15 protein-coding genes are annotated in these 17,726 nt (G+C 66.7%); 4 read left to right on the top strand and 11 right to left on the bottom strand.

Annotated features, from left to right (window positions below):
* Nucleotides 1-245 precede the first annotated feature (245 nt).
* Nucleotides 246-569 (bottom strand): hypothetical protein, encoded by a 324-nt coding sequence (locus IEW24_RS28635; protein ID WP_210324196.1) that lies wholly within the window; start codon nucleotides 567-569, stop codon nucleotides 246-248.
* Between IEW24_RS28635 and IEW24_RS10910 the strand changes: the two genes are divergently transcribed.
* A complete protein-coding gene (locus IEW24_RS10910) occupies nucleotides 484-1,593 on the top strand; it encodes a PQQ-dependent sugar dehydrogenase (protein WP_244644333.1) in 1,110 nt (369 codons plus the stop codon). The two genes, IEW24_RS28635 and IEW24_RS10910, sit on opposite strands and share 86 nt — an antisense overlap.
* A 129-nt stretch (nucleotides 1,594-1,722) precedes the next feature.
* The gene (locus tag IEW24_RS10915) at nucleotides 1,723-2,040 is read left to right on the top strand and encodes a c-type cytochrome (protein ID WP_188578360.1); all 318 of its coding nucleotides are present in this window, start codon (nucleotides 1,723-1,725) and stop codon (nucleotides 2,038-2,040) included.
* Nucleotides 2,041-2,756: 716 nt separating this feature from the next.
* On the opposite strand, the gene IEW24_RS10920 is transcribed toward IEW24_RS10915, so the two are convergent.
* The 10 genes from IEW24_RS10920 to IEW24_RS10965 all read right to left on the bottom strand — a co-directional run bounded on the left by IEW24_RS10920 (nucleotide 2,757) and on the right by IEW24_RS10965 (nucleotide 13,149).
* Nucleotides 2,757-3,215 carry a MarR family winged helix-turn-helix transcriptional regulator gene (locus IEW24_RS10920; RefSeq protein ID WP_188578837.1) on the bottom strand — a complete coding sequence of 153 codons (459 nt, stop codon included), beginning with the start codon at nucleotides 3,213-3,215 and terminating at the stop codon, nucleotides 2,757-2,759.
* Between the two features lie 45 nt (nucleotides 3,216-3,260).
* Nucleotides 3,261-3,965 carry an ABC transporter ATP-binding protein gene (locus IEW24_RS10925; RefSeq protein ID WP_188578362.1) on the bottom strand — a complete coding sequence of 235 codons (705 nt, stop codon included), beginning with the start codon at nucleotides 3,963-3,965 and terminating at the stop codon, nucleotides 3,261-3,263.
* Nucleotides 3,962-4,741: an ABC transporter ATP-binding protein gene (locus IEW24_RS10930; RefSeq protein WP_188578364.1), complete on the bottom strand. Its 780-nt coding sequence runs from the start codon at nucleotides 4,739-4,741 to the stop codon at nucleotides 3,962-3,964. The genes IEW24_RS10925 and IEW24_RS10930 overlap by 4 nt, the downstream gene beginning before the upstream one ends.
* The gene (locus tag IEW24_RS10935) at nucleotides 4,738-6,636 is read right to left on the bottom strand and encodes an ABC transporter permease (protein WP_188578366.1); all 1,899 of its coding nucleotides are present in this window, start codon (nucleotides 6,634-6,636) and stop codon (nucleotides 4,738-4,740) included. Before IEW24_RS10935 ends, IEW24_RS10930 begins: the two co-directional genes overlap by 4 nt.
* A gap of 315 nt (nucleotides 6,637-6,951) precedes the next feature.
* A complete protein-coding gene (locus IEW24_RS10940) occupies nucleotides 6,952-8,148 on the bottom strand; it encodes an ABC transporter substrate-binding protein (RefSeq protein ID WP_188578368.1) in 1,197 nt (398 codons plus the stop codon).
* A 72-nt stretch (nucleotides 8,149-8,220) separates the two neighbouring features.
* Nucleotides 8,221-8,805, bottom strand: coding sequence for an amino acid synthesis family protein (locus tag IEW24_RS10945; protein ID WP_188578370.1), 585 nt, complete (start codon nucleotides 8,803-8,805; stop codon nucleotides 8,221-8,223).
* Nucleotides 8,802-9,386 (bottom strand): amino acid synthesis family protein, encoded by a 585-nt coding sequence (locus tag IEW24_RS10950; RefSeq protein ID WP_188578371.1) that lies wholly within the window; start codon nucleotides 9,384-9,386, stop codon nucleotides 8,802-8,804. Before IEW24_RS10950 ends, IEW24_RS10945 begins: the two co-directional genes overlap by 4 nt.
* Nucleotides 9,379-10,299 carry a UPF0280 family protein gene (locus IEW24_RS10955; RefSeq protein WP_188578839.1) on the bottom strand — a complete coding sequence of 307 codons (921 nt, stop codon included), beginning with the start codon at nucleotides 10,297-10,299 and terminating at the stop codon, nucleotides 9,379-9,381. The genes IEW24_RS10950 and IEW24_RS10955 overlap by 8 nt, the downstream gene beginning before the upstream one ends.
* A 34-nt stretch (nucleotides 10,300-10,333) precedes the next feature.
* A complete protein-coding gene (locus tag IEW24_RS10960; protein WP_188578374.1) occupies nucleotides 10,334-11,830 on the bottom strand; it encodes a 6-hydroxynicotinate reductase in 1,497 nt (498 codons plus the stop codon).
* Nucleotides 11,831-11,982: 152 nt separating this feature from the next.
* Nucleotides 11,983-13,149 (bottom strand): CaiB/BaiF CoA transferase family protein, encoded by a 1,167-nt coding sequence (locus IEW24_RS10965; RefSeq protein WP_188578375.1) that lies wholly within the window; start codon nucleotides 13,147-13,149, stop codon nucleotides 11,983-11,985.
* A 293-nt stretch (nucleotides 13,150-13,442) separates the two neighbouring features.
* Here IEW24_RS10965 and IEW24_RS10970 point away from each other — a divergent pair, with 293 nt between their 5' ends.
* Nucleotides 13,443-13,934, top strand: coding sequence for a (2Fe-2S)-binding protein (locus IEW24_RS10970; RefSeq protein ID WP_188578377.1), 492 nt, complete (start codon nucleotides 13,443-13,445; stop codon nucleotides 13,932-13,934).
* Nucleotides 13,931-17,485 (top strand): molybdopterin cofactor-binding domain-containing protein, encoded by a 3,555-nt coding sequence (locus IEW24_RS10975; protein WP_188578379.1) that lies wholly within the window; start codon nucleotides 13,931-13,933, stop codon nucleotides 17,483-17,485. The genes IEW24_RS10970 and IEW24_RS10975 overlap by 4 nt, the downstream gene beginning before the upstream one ends.
* Nucleotides 17,486-17,726 lie beyond the last annotated feature (241 nt).

Raw genomic sequence — 17,726 nt, forward strand, 5'->3', positions numbered from 1 at the left:
GTACTCATGCATCCGTGCAGGCATCTGTGCGTAGGTCCGGGCGGGCGCAAGCGATCGATCCCTCGTACCGGGAATTCGGCTCGGAACCCGTTTGGGAAATCGGCGGCAGAAGGCCGCCGAGGGATTTTCGGTGATCCGTCAGGAGAAAATGCAGCCCCGATGCCGCGCATCGGGGCAAGCTTGCCACGCACCGGGCGCCGGAAAGACCCGGCGGACCGACCCGTCCGACTTTTCCAAACGGGCTCTCAAGTCGAATAGATCGCAGACCTGTTCAAGAAGGTTAAAAACCCGGAGGAGGCATCGATGACTCGAGCTATTCGATTGGTGTTGCCTTGTACTTTAGCAGCCTTGCTCACCATGGCCGGACCGGCCACATCCCAGACCGCCCCCCAGGCCGCGAGCGGTGTTCCCGGCCTGGCCAGCACCACGGTGATGTCCGGACGTGAATTCACCTGGGACATGGCCTTTTTGCCCGACGGCACGATGTTCTTCACCGAGAAGTGCCGCGGTCTCTCGGTTCGGCTGCCATCCGGCGCCGTCAATGCATTGCTCGGGATGAAGGATACCAAGGGGTACGCCGACACTGCGGCGGACCTGTTCTGCAGCGGCCAGGCCGGCATGAACGGCGTGGCCGTGGACCCGGATTTCGCCACTAACCGCTTCATCTATGTGTATTCGGCGTCGGACATGACCGCGCCCGGAACAAACCGGGTGCTCCGGCTGACCGTGAATTCCGATCTGAACAAGGTCTCGAACCGGCAGGACATCGTCACCGACATCGCCTACAAGCCAAAGCCAAGCGACCATCCCTTCGGAGATCCCGGCGCGCACAATGGCGGCCGGCTCCGCTTCGGCCCCGCCGACGGCTTCCTCTATGTGACGACCGGCGACACCCATAATGGCGAGGTGCCGCAAAGCCCGACCCGCATCGGCGGCAAAGTGCTTCGGATCGACCGTGACGGAAAGCCCGCGGCAGGCAACAACCCGCCCCAGGGCTTCGACCCGCGCATCTTCACCTATGGCCACCGCAACCCGCAGGGCATCTGCTTCCGCCCCGGCACGAACGAGCCCTTCACGGCGGAGAACGGGCCCTGGCATAGCGATGAGGTCACGCTGCTCAAGGCCGGTGGCAATGGCGGATGGGATCCGCGCCCGAACATGGCTGGGCGCGGTGCGTGCCCCGACAACTATTGCGGATACTCCCCCAACCAGATGGGAGAGATGGATCCGAAGGAGCGCTCGGCCTACATGCCGATGACCGACACCAAGACCTATCCCAACGCCATGAAGCCGGCCTGGAACAATGAACTGCTCTCGCAGGGCATGTCCTCCTGCGTGTTCCTGAGCGGCCCGCAGTGGAAGGACTGGAACGGCAGGATGGTGGTGTCCTTCATGGGCATCGGCATTCACGGCACGCCGGTCGGCAACCGCCTCGATGTGCTCAACATCACGCCCGACGGTTCTTCCGCCACGCGCACGACCGTGTCCCTGCCGATGCCGGCAGGGCGCTTCCGCTCCCTCGTGCAAGCCCCCGATGGCAACATCTATGTCGCCACCGATCAGGGCGATATCTACCAGCTCAAGCCCAAATGAGACCGATCGGCAGCCGCGCCAGCGACTTCGCGGCGCGGCTGCCGTACTGCCTCCAAAGAGGAAGGTGCCCGTTCACGCGGGCCGATGGCATTCAACCAGCCGGATCGTTTAGGCCGGGAGGGCCGCTGGATGACAGACCTTCGCCAACTCGCTCTTACGACCTCCATTGCGCTTTTGATCTCAACACCTGCCGATGCGAACCCCGATCTCGCCAAAGCCAAGAATTGCGTGGCATGTCACTCCCTCGAGAGAAAGATGATCGGGCCGGCCTTCAAGGCCATCGCAGCACGTTATGCCAAGGATGAGTCCGCGGTCAGTGTTCTGAAAGAGAAGGTCATCAAGGGCGGCGGGGGCAGTTGGGGCCAGATGGCGATGCCGCCCCAGCCCGGCGTCTCCCCCGAAGAAGCCGAAAGCCTGGTCAAATGGATCTTGTCCCAGGAGCCCTGATTTCGCTCGCCGGCAAGGGCATGTCCGGCTTTGATTGCTTCGCAATCCAAGCCGCAAGACATTCTCTATCAAAGACTTGGAGCGTTTCAGCGTTTCCGTGAAACGATGAAACGCTCTAGGGCAGGACACGGCTCCGCATTGCCCCATCGTCGCGAGCCGCCCGCGTCGTCCGGGGGGGCTCGTCCCGGAATGAAGCGGCGCAGGAAGGCAGCGCGCGCCTGATAGGCAGGCCGGACCAGCAGCCGGCCGGAATCGGCTGATGCCATCACCGTTTTGATAATCCATTGCTCACCAGACGCGGCAGCGACCTGCCGGCGCCGTTGCCGCACTCCATCCGCGCGGGCACACCGTCGACACACGGCGGTCGCCGGGAGAACGGAGCGACTGTTTGCTCCGCCGTGGGGGGCGCGTTGATAGCCTGCCATTGAGATCGACCGGCAGGGAGGTCCGTGCGATGGAATGACGTACATTGCCAGCAATCCATTTCGCGTCGGACGGCCAATGTCCCGGCCATTCTCCCCAGCCAATGTGCCATGGTGCGGCCATGTCCCTGTGCCATGCCGTGCCATGCGCGACTGTCCGTGACCACCACGCACGGCCGGTCCGGGCGAAACCCTTGCCCCGCAACCCTCCGGACCCGATGCGCCCGCGCACCCGGCCAATGTGCCAAACCGTGGCTCACCGGGGCCATGCGCACCCGTCCGTGGTCGCGTGTGCTACTTCAGCCGTTGCAACAATGACAGCAGCTGCGCCCGCTCAGCGGTATCCAGCGGCGTCAGCGTCTCCTCGGTGATGGCGAGCGCGGTGGGAGCGAGTCGCTCCGCCAGTTCCGCCCCTGCGGCGGTCAGGCCCACCACGAGGCGGCGGCCATCTTCCGGATCGGGGCTGGTCTCCACGAGGGCGCGCTTCACCAGCCGGTCCACCACCCCCTTGATGGTGGCCGCATCCATGGCGGTGTGCCGGCCGAGCAGGTTCTGCGAGCACGGCCCCTTCTCGGCGAGCTTGGCCAGCGCCGCCCATTGGGTGGAGGTCAGGTCATCCCCCATGCGGGCACCGAAGATGATGGCGTGCCGCTGCCCCACCTGCCGCAGGATGAATCCCACTTGATCATCAAGCACATAGGCAGACAGCGGCACAGTCCGCGACCGGCGCTTGCGGGCTCCGCTCTCGGCCATGCTCGGATTGCCCTCGGTCTTGCTCATCGCCCGCCCTGCCCCACCTCAGACCGCCAGATAGGCGTCGCGAATCTCCGGATTGGCCTCCAGCTCCGCCATGGTACCGGAAAAGCGCATCCGCCCCTTCTCGATGATATAGGCGCGATCCGAGATCAGCTTGGCAAAGTGCAGATTCTGCTCGGAAATCACGATGGAGAGCCCTTCCCGCTTCATGGTCAGGATGGCATCCGCCATCTGCTCCACGATCTTCGGAGCGAGCCCCTCCGAGGGCTCGTCGAGCAGCACCAGCGAAGGATTTCCCATCAATGTGCGGCCGATGGTGAGCATCTGCTGCTCGCCGCCGCTCATCTGCCCGCCGGGGCGCTTCCTCATCTCGCCAAGGTTCGGAAACAGCTCGTAAATCCGCTCCGGCGTCCAGGTGGCGACACCGGGCCGGGCCGGCTGGCGGCCGACGACGAAATTCTCCTCCACCGTCAGCTCGGTGAAAACACGCCTGTCCTCAGGCACATAGCCGAGGCCGCGGCGGACGATGTCGTAGGTCGGCAGCCGCGAGACGTCCTCGCCCTCGAACCTTATCTGCCCGGTGCGCTGGGAGACGAGACCGACGATGGAGCGGAAGGTGGTGCTCTTGCCGGCGCCGTTGCGGCCCAGCAATGCCACCACTTCGCCCGCCCCCACCTCGAAGCCCACATCGAACAATATATGGGCGGGGCCGTAATGGCTGTTCAGCCCGGAAACCTCGAGCTTCATGCCGCGCTCCCCTGATCTTTATCGTGATACAGCAAGCCTTCGCCGAGATAGATGGCCCGCACCTGTGGATCGCGCCGCACCTCTTCCGGCGTGCCCCGGGCGATCAGCTCGCCGCGGTTCAGCACCATCACGGCATCCGCATGCTCGAACACCACGTCCATGTCGTGCTCGGTGAAGAGCACGCCGATGCCCTTCTCCCGCGCGATGTCGGCGGTGAGGCGCATGAGGTCCACGCGCTCTTTCGGCGCCATGCCGGCGGTGGGTTCATCCATCAGCAAGAGCCTGGGATTGTTGGCCAAAGCGATGGCCAGCTCCAGCCGCTTCAGGTCGCCATAGGCCAGCTCCCCGCAGGGTCGCTCGGCCTGCTGCTCCATGCCCACGAGGGCGAGAAGCCGGTTGGCCTCGTCGCGATAGGCCGCGCCCGCATAACCCACCATGGCCCACAGGCGGTGATGGAAGGAGAGCAGCGTCACCTGCACGTTTTCCCGCACCGTCATGGAGGGGAAGGTGGCGGTGATCTGGAACGTGCGCCCCACCCCGCGCCGCCACACGGCGCGTGGCGGCAGGCCGATGATCTCCTGCCCCTCCAGCCGGATGGAGCCGGCATTGGGCCGGATCTGGCCGTTCAGCATGTTGAAGCAGGTGCTCTTGCCGGCGCCGTTGGGGCCAATGAGGGCAAGGATTTTCCCCGCTTCCAGCGCGAAGGAGACACCCCGCACCGCATGCACGCCGCCATAGGATTTGGCGAGCTTTTCCACTTGCAGCAGCGCGTTCATTCCGCAGCCTCCGCCTTGGCCACAAGGGCTGCCTCAGGTTTGGCCCCGTTCTGCCTCGGTGGCTTGAGGCGATGGCGCAAATCCTCAAGGAAGCCCACGATCCCCTTCGGGAAGGCCACCACGAGAAGAACGATAGTCGCGCCAAGGATGAGCTTGGACAGCTCGGTCTTGCTCATGAGCCAGATCGCCAAAGCCTTGTAGACAATGGCGCCGATGACCGCGCCCGACACCGTCTCGATGCCGCCCAGCAGCACCATGACCAGCCCGTCCACGGAGGTCGGGATGGCGAGGTTCTCGGGGAAGACCGAGCCCTTCAGGAAGGCCAGCAGGGAGCCGGCCACGCCCGCGAACGTGCCGGCGACGATGAAGGCAACCCATTGCGTGGACTTGCGATTGATGCCGATGGCCTCGGAGCGCAGGGAACTGTCGCGGGCCGCCCGCAGGCCGAAGCCGAAGGGCGAGAACACCAGCATCCGCAACACCCCGACGCCCACGGCGACGATGCCGAGCGTCAGCCAGAAGAAGGCCTGCGGGCTGGAGGCCCAGGACGACGGCCAGATGCTGAGCATGCCATTGTCGCCGCCCGTCACCTCCACCCACTGGAAGGCCACCGACCAGGCGATCTGGGCGAAAGCCAGCGTCAGCATGGCGAAATAGACGCCCGACAACCGCACGCAGAACCAGCCGAACAGCACCGCCCCCGCAAGGCCAAGCAAGGGGCCAGCCAGCAGCGCCAGCTCCATGGGCGCGCCCAGATACTTGACCATGAAGGCGGCGCCATAGGCCCCGAGGCCGAAATAGGCCGCATGGCCGAAGGAGGCGAGCCCGCCCACCGTCATCAGGAAGTGCAGGCTGGCCGCAAACAGCACGAACACAAGGATTTCCGTGCTCACGCTCAGCACATAGTTGCCGGCGAAGAGCGGCAGCGCGGCCGCCGCCACCACCGCCAGCGCCACCAACATCCGCTCCACACCGGACATGGGCTTCCACGGCCGGATGGACAGGCCGGCGGCGGCGCGGGGCGTGCCTTCCGGCTTGCCGAACAGGCCCCACGGGCGGACCACCAGCACCACGGCCATCACCAGGAACACCACCACCATGGAGATCTTGGGCAGGACGAGGATGCCGAAGGCATTCAGCTCAGACACCAGCACGGCGGCGACGAACGCCCCCGGCACGCTGCCGAGGCCGCCGATCACCACCACCACGAACACCTCCACGATGATGGAGAGGTCCATGGCATGGCTGACCGTGGTGCGCGGGATCTGAAGAGCCCCGCCAAGGGCCGCAAGGAAGACGCCGAGGGCGAAAACGCTGGTGAACAGCCACTTCTGGTTCACGCCCAACGCCGCCACCATGTCGCGGTCCTGGGTCGCGGCGCGCACCAGCACGCCCCAGCGGGTGCCGTGGAACAGCAACCACAGCAGGCCCAGCACCAGCGGGCCGAGGCCGATCAGCAGCAGGTCATAAGTGGGCACGCGGCGGCCCAGCAGCTCGATGGCGCCGGTGAAGCCGGGGGCGCGCGGCCCCATCAGGTCTTCCGGGCCCCAGATCAGCAGCACGATATCCTGCACCATCAGCGTGACGCCGAAGGTGGCGAGCAGCTGGAACAGCTCGGGGGCATGGTAGATGCGGCGCAGCAACAGCATTTCCATCAGCGCGCCGACCACGGACACGATGAGGCAGGCCACCAGAATGCCGCCCCAGAAGCCGAGCGGCCCCGAGAACCGATCGGTGAGCGTGAAGGCCACATAGGCACCCAGCATGTAGAATGCGCCATGGGCGAAGTTCACGATGCGCATCACGCCGAAGATGATCGACAGGCCCGACGCCACAAGGAACAGGGACGCGGCGCTGGAAAGCCCGCTCAGGGCCTGGACCAGAAGGAATTCCACGGCTCAACCTTTCGTTGAACGCTCGAGAAGGCTTTTGTTTTCTTGTGGGAGGCTGGCGGATGCCGCCCGCCTCAAAGTCTTGTCAGCCGCTCCCCGCCCCGTGAGACAGATCCCCTCTCCCGCTTGCGGGGGAGGGTTAGGGAGGGGGAATGGCGGGCGCTCAGACTTCAGAGGAACCGCCTGCAACAGGCGTTTTCCGCCTGCGGCGCCCCCTCCCAACCCTCCCCCGCATCGAAGTCGGATACTTCCGCCTTCGACACCTTGTTGCCGAAACCGGCAACAGCCGGTTTCGGGCGGGAGAGGGCTTTAACTCCTTCAGTCCTTGGGACGCAGCTTGGCGGCGTCGGCCTCGGACGGCAGGTAGTCGGCGCCGGCGCGGAAGGCGAACTCGGTCATCACGCCCTTGCCGTCCTTGATGCCGGTCTTGCCGATATAGGCGCCCATGGTGCTCTGGTGGTCGGCCGCGCGGTACACGACGGGGCCGAACGGGGTGTCCACCTTCAGGCCCTTGAAGGCCTTGATGATGCCCTCCGACGAGGTGTCGTCGGCGGCCTTCAGCGCGGCGGCGACGCTCATGACCGTGGAATAGCCCACCACCGAGCCGAGGCGCGGATAGTCCTTGTTGGCAGCCTGATAGGCATCCAGGAACGCCTTATGCTCGGGCGTGGTGATGCCGTACCAGGGATAGCCGGTGACGATCCAGCCTTCCGGGGTCTCGGCCTTCAGCGGATCGAGATATTCCGGCTCGCCGGTCAGATAGCTGACCACCGCGCGGTCCTTGAAGATGCCGCGGGTGTTGCCCTCACGGACCAGCTTCACCAGATCGCCGGCGAAGGTGGCGTTGAGGATGGCGTCGGGCTTGGCGGCGTCGATGGCCTGCAGCACCGGGCCAGCATCGATCTTGCCCAGCGGCGGCCACTGCTCGGCCACGAACTCCACGTCCGGGCGCTTCTTGGTCAGGAGTTCCTTGAACACGGCGACAAACGACTGGCCGTATTCATAATTGGGGGCGATGGTCGCCCACTTCTTGGCCGGAAGCTTCGCGGCTTCCTCGGCCAGCATGGCCGCCTGCATGTAGTTCGAGGTGCGCAGGCGGAAGGTGTAGTCGTTGCCCTTCGACCAGACGAGGGCGTCGCTCAGCGGCTCGGCGCCGAGATAGACCACCTTCTTCTGCTTGGCGAAATCCGCCAGCGCGAGGCCGACGTTGGACAGGAAGCCGCCGGCGATCATCACCACGCCGTCGCGCGACACCAGTTCGTTGGCGGCGGTGAGCGCATCGCCGGGCTTGCCGCCGTCATCCTTGGAGATGATGACCAGCTTCTTGCCCTTGATGCCGCCGGCATCGTTGATCTGCTTGAGCGCCAGCTCCATGCCCTTCTTGTAGGGCTCGGTGAAGGCCGGCAGAGCCGAGTAGCTGTTGATCTCACCGACCTTGATCTCGCCCTGCTGGGCTTTGGCCATGCCGGTCGCCAGCAGCGTCGCCGCCAGCGCCACCCCAATCATCTTCTTCATACGGTCATCCCCTCTGGTTTTTTCGACGTACCGTTTGCTCTGCAATTCGCGCGCCGAAACCCGGCGCAAATCCTATCTCAATCCGTCCTCGCCTTTGATCTCTTCCACCTTCAATCCGCCGACCCGCGGCAGCGGCCGGCCGCTATCTGTCACAGCCACCGCAACGACGATTTCATTGGCGCGCGGCGCATCGCTGATGCTGATCTGCATGCCATCGAAATGACTGCGCACGAATGCCGCGTCCTTGTGTCCCAACGGGATGTCCAGCTCTGCGCCCAGGCCGCCCCGGCGCTTGGAGGACGGGATCAGCGCCGCGCCCTTGCCCAGTACCTTGCGCACCGGCGTGCCCATCTTGGGGTGCAGAAGGGCGGCGGCATGTTCCAGCTCGCCATTCTCGCCCACGAGGGCCGCCTTGCCGTAGCTCTCGGCCTTCGAACCCTCGATGCCGAGGGCCGCGACCGCGCGTTCCGTGAGCAGGCCGCCCAGTTCCTCGCCGATGGCGATGAGGTCGGACAGGTCTTCCACATAGGTACCGGCGAACGGGTTCTCGATCACCGCCACCGCCGCTGCGCGACGGGTGGCGGGGGAGATGGGCTTGCCCATCTCCGTGTGCGTCTCTTCGAGAAAGGTGACGATCTTGCGGATTTTCGCGCTCATCGCAGGCCGTCCTCGCCCTTGATCTTGTCCGCCGCCAGACCGCCAACACGAGCATGGACGCGGGCACCGGAGGTCATCACCAGCACCAGCGCGATCTCGTTCGCCTTCGGGCCATCCGGCACGCCCACTTCCATGGCGTCGAAATGGCTGCGGACATAGGAGGCGTTCACATGCGTCACCGGCACGTCGAGCCGGGTGCCGGGCCCGCCCACCTTCTTGGTGGAGGGCACGATGGCCTTGGCGTCGCCGAGGATCTCCCGCATGGCGTAGCCGCCGGGCACATGCCAGAGCGCGCCGTGCTCGATCTCGCCGGCCGCGCCCACGATGGCGCCCTTGCCGTAGCCGTCGATGGCGCTCTTGTCGCCGCCGAGCGCCGCCAGCAGGTCGCCGGCCATGGCGACGCCGAGGGGGGTGAGGTCATCCATGAAGCCGGCGATGTCCTCCACATAGCGGCCCGCGAACGGGTTCTCGATCACGGTGAGGATCGCACCCCGCTTACGCGGCGCGGCAGCCACGGGGCCGCCTTCGTGGAAGATGTCCTCCAGCACCAGAAGACGCTTGCGAATCTTGACCTCAGGCATGTGTGCGCCCTTGTTGTGGTTGTGGCGTTACGGGAATGAAGGCAGCCCCTGCGGGACTGGACAAGCTATCGAGGCCAGCGCCGGTGCCGACGGTCTCGCCCTGCACATGCAGAGCGGCACCTGAGATCCGCCCCCGGCGCATCAGGTCGCGGGCGACGGCAAGGCCGGCCTCCAGCGCCTCAGCCCGTTCTCCGGCGGTGAGAGCCGGCACGGCGCGGGTGACGAGGCGGGCACCGAGATCGCTCTCGGGCTGAAGATCATTGGCCTGCGTCCGGACAATGCCCGGATGGCGCGGCAGGTCCACCGCATTGGCAACCACCGTTGCCGCCGCATCCGCCTGCGCGGCGGTGGGGGCGAGGATGGTGACGGCGTCTGCAATGCCCAGGGAAAAGCTGCGCCCGCGCCAGCCGCTGGTGGCGACCCCGCGCACCGGACTGTCGAAGGACAGCACCGCCGTGCCAATGATACGCGGCTGGTCGGGCCGGTCCACGAGGCCGACGGTGAAGCTGGCCCCCTCGGGCAGATACAGCGCGATGTCGCCGCCATTGTTCACATAGGCGCGGGATATCCCCGGCAGGACAAGGGCTTGCAGCACGTCTTCCGCCACCGCCCCGGCCACCGCCGCCATGGGGGTGATGAAGACCTCACCCGCGAACGGGGCCACCGCCTGCCACATGCGCCGGGCCACCGGGCCGGACACCGGACAGAAGTCCGGAGAGGCTGCCGCCCGCAGGGCCGGAAGCTCGTCGCACAAGGCATCGAGCAAGCCGGAGAAGCGCTCCGTCGCTGCCGCATAGGCGGCTCGCACCACGTCTTCGGCGCCCACCGCCTCGATCACGAGGTCGATTGGCCCGTCCTGCAGATGCAGACGGTGCCCATCGGCCAGCAGGGCCACCTGGGGCGCCCGCCGGATCGAGGGAGAGGGAGGCGTGGCGCGGGTCATGCGCTCAGCCGTGGGAACGCTTGGCGGTCTGCGGGGCGAGCGGCCAGGGATTGTCGGAGATCGGCGCCACCGGGCGCGTTCCGTCTCCCTGCGGGATGGAGGCCAGCGGCCGGACCTCACTCATATGACCGCCCAGTGCCTCATAATCCGACAGCTTCAGGGTGAATTCGATGGGCGCCACGAGGGCCGGCGTCGGCACATAGCCGAAGGCATTCTCCGGCAGACGGGTGACATCCACCATGAAGGTGATGCCGCCCCCCGGATAGACATAGACCGGCGCGCCGCCACTGGTGACATAGGTCAGCGCATCCTTGACCGAGCGGGTGAGCCGCACCGGGTTCTCGGTGACGCCCGAGCGCAACGAGCCGCCTGCCCCGGCCATGAACAGCACGGTGCAGAGGGCCGGCTCGCAATTCTCCTTCACCCGCTCCGTGGAGGCCATGAGGTCTTCCGGCATGGGTTTCTCGACAGGGGCGAGCGTTTCATCCAGCTCATAATAGGCCGAATGCTCTCCGGTGGTGGAGATGAAGAACAGGCGCGTGCCGGCCTTCGCCACCTTGGCGTCGAAGGGGCCGATGATGGAGAGCGGATCGGAGATGTTGGTGCCGCCCCAGCCGGTGCCGGGCTCGGCCACCTGAAAATAGCGGCCGGGCGTGGAGCGGCGACCCTTCATCTTGATGCCGGTATCAGGGATGTCCAGCAGCTTGCCGGCCTGATGCTCGGACAGAACGCCGGTAATGTGGTCATCCACCACCACCACCTCGTCGGCCTTGCCCAGCCACTGCTTGGCGAACATGCCGATGGTGGCCGAACCGCAGCCCACCCGCATGCGCTCTTCCGGCACGCCATTGACGATGGGGGCCTTGCCGGCCTGCACAACAACGGTTGCACCGCCGTCGATCACCAGTTCGACGGCCTTGCCGTTGCACAGGTTGAGCAGGGCATCGCAGGTGACGCGCCCTTCCTTCTTGCCGCCGCCGGTCAGGTGATGCACGCCGCCCAGCGACAGCATCTGCGAGCCATATTCGCTGGTGGTGACATGGCCGATGGGCTCGCCTGCCGCCCGCACCACCGCCTGCTCGGGGCCGAGATAGCGATCAGTGTCGATCTTCACCTTCACGCCGCAATAGCTGAAGATGCCCTCGGTCACGACCGTCACCATGTCCACGCCGTCCACCTCGGACGAGACGATGAAGGGCGCCGGCTTGTAGTCGGGATAGGTGGTGCCCGCGCCGATGGCGGTCACGAAGGTTTCGGGGCTGGAGACGATCTTGCCGTCCCAATCACCGCCCCGGTTGAAGGGCACGATGTTGCCGCCCTGCGCCAGCGTGCGGTCCAACACAACATGGGGGTCCACGCGCACCAGCTCACCGGCGTCATTGGCGTAGCGATCGCACGCGCCGGTCATGCCCGGCTTGATGTAGCACATCACCGGACAGGCATCGCAGCGGATCTTCTCGTCTGCGGCCGGACGAGGCGCGGCAACGGTTTCATCGAGCATGGCGCTCACAGCTCCCGGGGCGAAACCCCGCCCCCTCAGAAGACACCCGCCTCGCGGCGCAGTTCATATGTGTACTAATGAAATATGAGCTTAGAACCATGTCAAGCACAAGGAACGGGCACGCTGCCTGAAAGGGCAGCGTGCCTGACCTTTCACCAGAGATCGCCGGCCTTGAAAGCCGCCGTGTGCCCGCCCAGAACCGGTGACGGCTGGCCGGACACCATGGGTTCGCCGTCGATGGTGATGGGCGTGCGCACCCCGCTGATGAAGCCGCCTTCGGCCTCCGCGGACGGCATGTCGATGCGCAGGCCGCGCGCGATCACCTGAGGATCGGCGAACACCTCGTCGATCTTGTTGATGGGGCCGGCGGGGACGCCTTCCTTTTCCAGCTTTGCCAGCAGATCGGTCTTCGCAAACCCGGCCATCCGTTCCGACAAAAGCGGCACCAGCACATCCCGGTTCCGCACCCGGTCCCGATTCGTGGCGTAGTCCGGATTGTCGCCCAGCTCCGGTACGCCGAGCACGGTGCAGAAGCGCCGGTATTGGCCGTCATTGCCCACCGCGATGATCACATGACCATCGGCCACAGGAAACACCTGATAGGGCACGATATTCGGGTGGGCATTGCCGAGCCGGGCCGGCGCCTTGCCCGAGACCAGAAAGTTCATGGCCTGATTGGCGAGCACGCCCACCTGACAGTCCAGCAGCGCCATGTCCACCACGGCCCCCTGCCCGGTCTCGTCCCGCCGCCGGAGCGCCGAGAGAATGCCAACCGTGGCATAGAGGCCGGTGAAGATATCGGCGAAGGCGACCCCCACCTTCATGGGCTCGCCTTCCGGCGCGCCGGTGAGCGCCATGATGCCGCCCATGCCCTGCACGAGGTAATCGTAACCCGCCCGCTCCGCATAAGGCCCGGTCTGGCCGAAACCCGTGATGGAGCAATAGATCAGCCGCGGATTCACCGCCTTCAGGCTCTCCGCGTCGAGCCCGTATTTCGTCAGGCCGCCGACCTTGAAATTCTCCACCAGCACGTCGGCCTTGGCGACCAGCCGGCGCACCTCCGCCTGCCCCTCCGGGGTGCGGAAATCGATCACCACGGACTTCTTGCCGCGATTGGCCGCATGGAAATAGGCCGCCGAGAGATCGCCGCCATCCGCCGCCGCCACGAAGGGCGGGCCCCAGGTGCGGGTGTCGTCGCCCTCCGGGCTCTCCACCTTCACCACGTCGGCGCCGAGATCGGCCAGCACCTGCCCCACCCACGGGCCGGCAAGGATGCGGGCGAGTTCGAGTACCTTCAGCCCTTCCAGCGGCCGGGTCATGAGCGGGCTCCAAAGGCGCAAGTCAGCTGAAACGCAAACGATTTGGCGTGCATGGAGCGGTTTCTTCCCTGTTCGGACTGCGGCAGCATGGGACCGTCCGGCCGACCCTGTCGAGGGTGGACGGGCGCACGCGCCGCTTGACGCCCATTCATTAGTATAGAAACAATCTAGTCAAACAAATCGCGCAGGCCAGCCGAACAGAGGGGCGGACATGATCGCGAACCCAAATCCCGTGGCGGGCCGGAAGGCGTGCCGTGGGCGCTGCCGGCTGTCGTCCCGGCGGTGGTTTTGAGATGGCCGAACCCGTCGCCGTCACGGTGAATGGCATCGCCTACAGTTTCGCGCTGCCGCGTGAGACGCCGCTCATCTACGTCCTGCGCAACGATCTGAAGCTCAACGGCCCGAAATTCGGCTGCGGCCTCGGCGAATGCGGCGCCTGCACCGTGCTGGTGGACGGCGTGGCATCGCGCTCCTGCGTCACCAAGCTCGCCACCGTCGAGGGGCGGTCCGTGACCACGCTGGAAGGCTTGGGCACGCAGGAGAATCCACACCCTGTGCAGGCCGCCTTCATCGCCGAGCAGGGCGCCCAGTGCGGCTATTGCCTGAACGGCATGATCATGACTACCACCGCCTTCCTCGCACGCACCCCCGCCCCCACCGAGGCCGAGGCGCGCGAGGCGCTGCGCTATAATCTGTGCCGCTGTGGCACCCATGTGGAGATTCTCCGCGCTGTGATGCGCGCGGCGTCCGAAATGGGCGCGCCCGCACCGGACGCGGCCTCATGAGCGAGCCCACCCCCGTCCCCGACGACCTGCTGGCCCGCACGGGTACGCTCGCGGTCCTGCGGCCTTCCCAACATGTGAAAGGGCTGGTCCCGACCACCCCGCCGCCCGAGGGCGCGCTGGACCTGTTCCTGTTCCTCGATGATCAGGGCGCGGCGCTTGCCTTCAACGGGCATGTGGACCTCGGCACCGGCATCCGCACCGCGCTGGCCCAGATCGTGGCCGAGGAACTGGACGTGCCTCTTGGCCGCGTCACCATGGTGCTCGGCCATACCGGCGGCACGCCCAATCAGGGCGCCACCATCGCCAGTGACAGCATCCAGATTTCCGCCATCCCCTTGCGCCGGGCCGCCGCGCAGGCCCGCCACCACCTCGTGGCACTGGCCGCCGAGGCTCTCGGCCTGCCCGCTGATGGGCTGACCGTCACGGACGGCGTGGTGCATCCCAAGGCGGGCGGCAATGCCGGCATCCCCTATGCCGACTTGCTCGCCGGCCGACAGGACCGGCTCATGCTGGCCGAGAGCGTGGCGCTGAAGCCGGTGGCTGACTATCGCATCGTCGGCCAGCGCATGCCCCGCGTGGACATCCCCGCCAAGGCTACGGGCGATTTCGTCTATGTGCACGATGTCCGTGTCCCGGACATGCTGCACGGCCGTGTGGTGCGCCCGCCCTATGCGGGGGTGGATGCCGGCGACTTTATCGGCAACAGCCTGATCGCGGTGGACGAAAGCTCAGTAGCCGGCCTGCCCGGCGTGGTGGCGGTCGTCACCATGGGCGATTTCGTCGGCGTGGTGGCCGAGCGCGAGGAACAGGCCGCAGAAGCCGCCCGACGCCTCGTGGTGCGCTGGAAGGAGCCGCCCCCCATCCCGGCGGACCTGAAGGATCTTGCCGGCGCCCTGCGCGCCAATCCCGCCAAGACCCGCCTGCTGCACGAGACCGGCGACGTGGAGGGCGCGCGGAGCGAGGCCGCCCGGCAGATGGACCGCACCTACGTGTGGCCCTACCAGATGCACGCCTCCATCGGCCCCTCCTGCGCCGTGGCCGACGTGCGGCCGGACGGCATAACCGTCTGGTCCGGCACGCAGAACCCGTTTCCGCTGCGCGCGGACATCGCCCTGCTGCTTGGCCTGCCGGAGGACGTGATCGAGATCGTCCGCTTCGAGGCGGCTGGCTGCTATGGCCGCAACTGCGCGGACGACGTGGCGGCGGATGCGGCACTGCTCTCGCGCGCCGTGGGCAAGCCGGTGCGGGTGCAGCTCACCCGCGAGCAGGAGCATGCGTGGGAGCCCAAGGGCTCGGCGCAGCTCATGGAGGTGCGCGGCGGCCTCAATGCGGACGGCTCGCCTGCGGCCTACGACTTCTCCACCCGCTATCCCTCCAACGCCGCCACCACGCTGGCGCTGCTACTGACCGGGCGTGTGCCGGCGGACAATCCCGTCTTCGAGATGGGCGACCGCACGGCCATCCCGCCCTATGCCTATGACAACATGCGTGTTGTGGCGCACGACATGGCGCCCATCGTGCGCGCGGCGTGGCTGCGCGGCGTCTCGGCCCTGCCCAACTCCTTCGCCCACGAAAGCTATATCGACGAACTGGCCGCCGCCGCCGGGGTGGACCCGGTCGAATACCGTCTGCGCTATCTGCACGACCCGCGTGCCGTGGATCTCGTGAAGGAGGTGGCGGCCAAGGCCGGCTGGGAGCATCGCACCGGCCCGCGCCAGCAGGTGGTGGAGGGCGACATCGTGCGCGGGCAAGGCTTTGCCTACGCCCTCTATGTGCACTCGAAATTCCCCGGCTATGGCGCCGCCTGGTCCGCCTGGGTGGCGGACGTGGAGGTGAACAAGGCTACCGGCGACGTGAACGTGACCCGCGTGGTGGTGGGGCAGGACAGCGGCCTGATGATCAATCCCGCCGGGATCGAGCACCAGATCCACGGCAATGTCATCCAGTCCACCAGCCGGGCACTGAAGGAGGAAGTGACCTTCTCCGGCACCGAAGTGACCAGCCGGGAATGGGGCGCCTATCCCATCCTCACCTTCCCCGAGGTGCCGGTCATCAAGGTGGTGCTGATGCCCCGGCCGGAGGAGCCGCCGCTGGGCTCGGGCGAAAGCGCCTCCGTTCCCAGCGCCGCCGCCATCGCCAACGCCATCTTCGACGCCACGGGCGTGCGCTTCCGCGAGCCGCCCTTTACGCCGGACCGGGTGCGCGCGGCCCTCACTGGGGAGGCTCCGCCGCCGGACCCGAAGCCTTTGAAGAAGAAGCGCTCATGGTTCGCCATGGCCGGCGCGGCCATGGTCGGCGCGCTGGGCATGGCGACGGTGGCGCTACCGATGCGGGGCGCCATTGCCCCCATATCGCCGCCCGATCCATCATCCTTCTCGGCCGAGATGATCGCACGTGGCAAGCAACTGGCGGCATTGGGCGATTGCGCCGTGTGCCACACGCTGCCCGGCGGCAAGACCAATGCCGGCGGGCGGCCCATGAAGACGCCCTTCGGCACCGTCTATGCCACCAATCTGACGCCCGATCCCGAGACCGGCATCGGCCGCTGGTCCTATGCCGCCTTCGAACGGGCCATGCGTGAGGGCATCTCGCGGGACGGGCGCCACCTCTACCCCGCTTTCCCCTACACCGCCTTCACCAAGAGTTCGGACACCGACCTTCAGGCGCTCTACGCCTATCTGATGTCGCAGCCGCCCGTCTCCGCCCCGACGCCCGAGGCGAAGATGGCCTTCCCCTTCAACATCCGCCCGCTGATGGCCGGCTGGAACGCGCTGTTCCTGAAGCCCGGCCAGATGCAGGCGGACCCGGCCCGCTTCCCGCAATGGAACCGGGGCGCCTATCTGGTGGAGGGCCTCGGCCATTGCGGCGCCTGCCACACCCCGCGCAATGCGCTGGGCGCCGAGAAGACCGGCGCCGCTTATCTCGCCGGCGGCATGGTGGACGGCTGGGAGGCCCCTGCCCTCACCGCTTTGTCCTCCGCGCCCATCCCATGGACCGAGGACGCGCTCTACGCCTATCTGCGCACCGGCTTCTCGCCCCATCACGGCACGGCGGCCGGCCCCATGGCGCCGGTGGTGCAGGAACTCAAGCACCTGCCGGACGCGGACATCCGCGCCATGGCCACCTATCTGGCGTCCTTCTCCGGCCCGGCCCCGACGGATCCGGCTACGAAGGCGGCCGAGCTTCAGGCCAAGGCCACCGCCTCCCTGCGCCCGCTCGATACGATCGGCGGAAAGCTCTATGAGGGCGCCTGCGCCGCCTGCCATTCGGAAAGCGGCCCGACGCTGTTCGGCGTGCGCCCGGCGCTGGCGCTGAACACCAATGTCCACGCGACCAGGCCGGACAATCTGATCCGCGTCATCCTCGACGGCATCCCCTCACCGGCCGCCGCCGACCTCGGCGACATGCCCGCCTTCCGCGACAGTATGGACGACGGGCAGGTCGCCGCTCTGGTGCGCTACATCCGCGCCAAATTCGCCCCCGATGCCAAGCCGTGGGAGGGCGTGGAGGCGGAGGTTTCAAGGTTGAGGGCGACGGTGGGGACGCATTGAGGCATTTCGTCCTCCTCCCAGCCCAAAAAACCGCACATAGTCTTTGCTGACGGCAAGAACCACTGTCTGCGTCGCGGGCTGGAGCATAGTCGAGAATGAGCCTTGTTCAGAACGAGCAGACCAAACTCATGGCCAATGCTCTGGACAGGGCCTCGACCGCCTGCCTGACTGTCGGAGTTCTGGGACCGGCAGCAGCCTATCTCTATGGCATTTCGCCCGGAGCTGGCCCGGCTTCGCAAGG

The organism is Azorhizobium oxalatiphilum, from assembly GCF_014635325.1.
Lineage (GTDB): Bacteria > Pseudomonadota > Alphaproteobacteria > Rhizobiales > Xanthobacteraceae > Azorhizobium > Azorhizobium oxalatiphilum.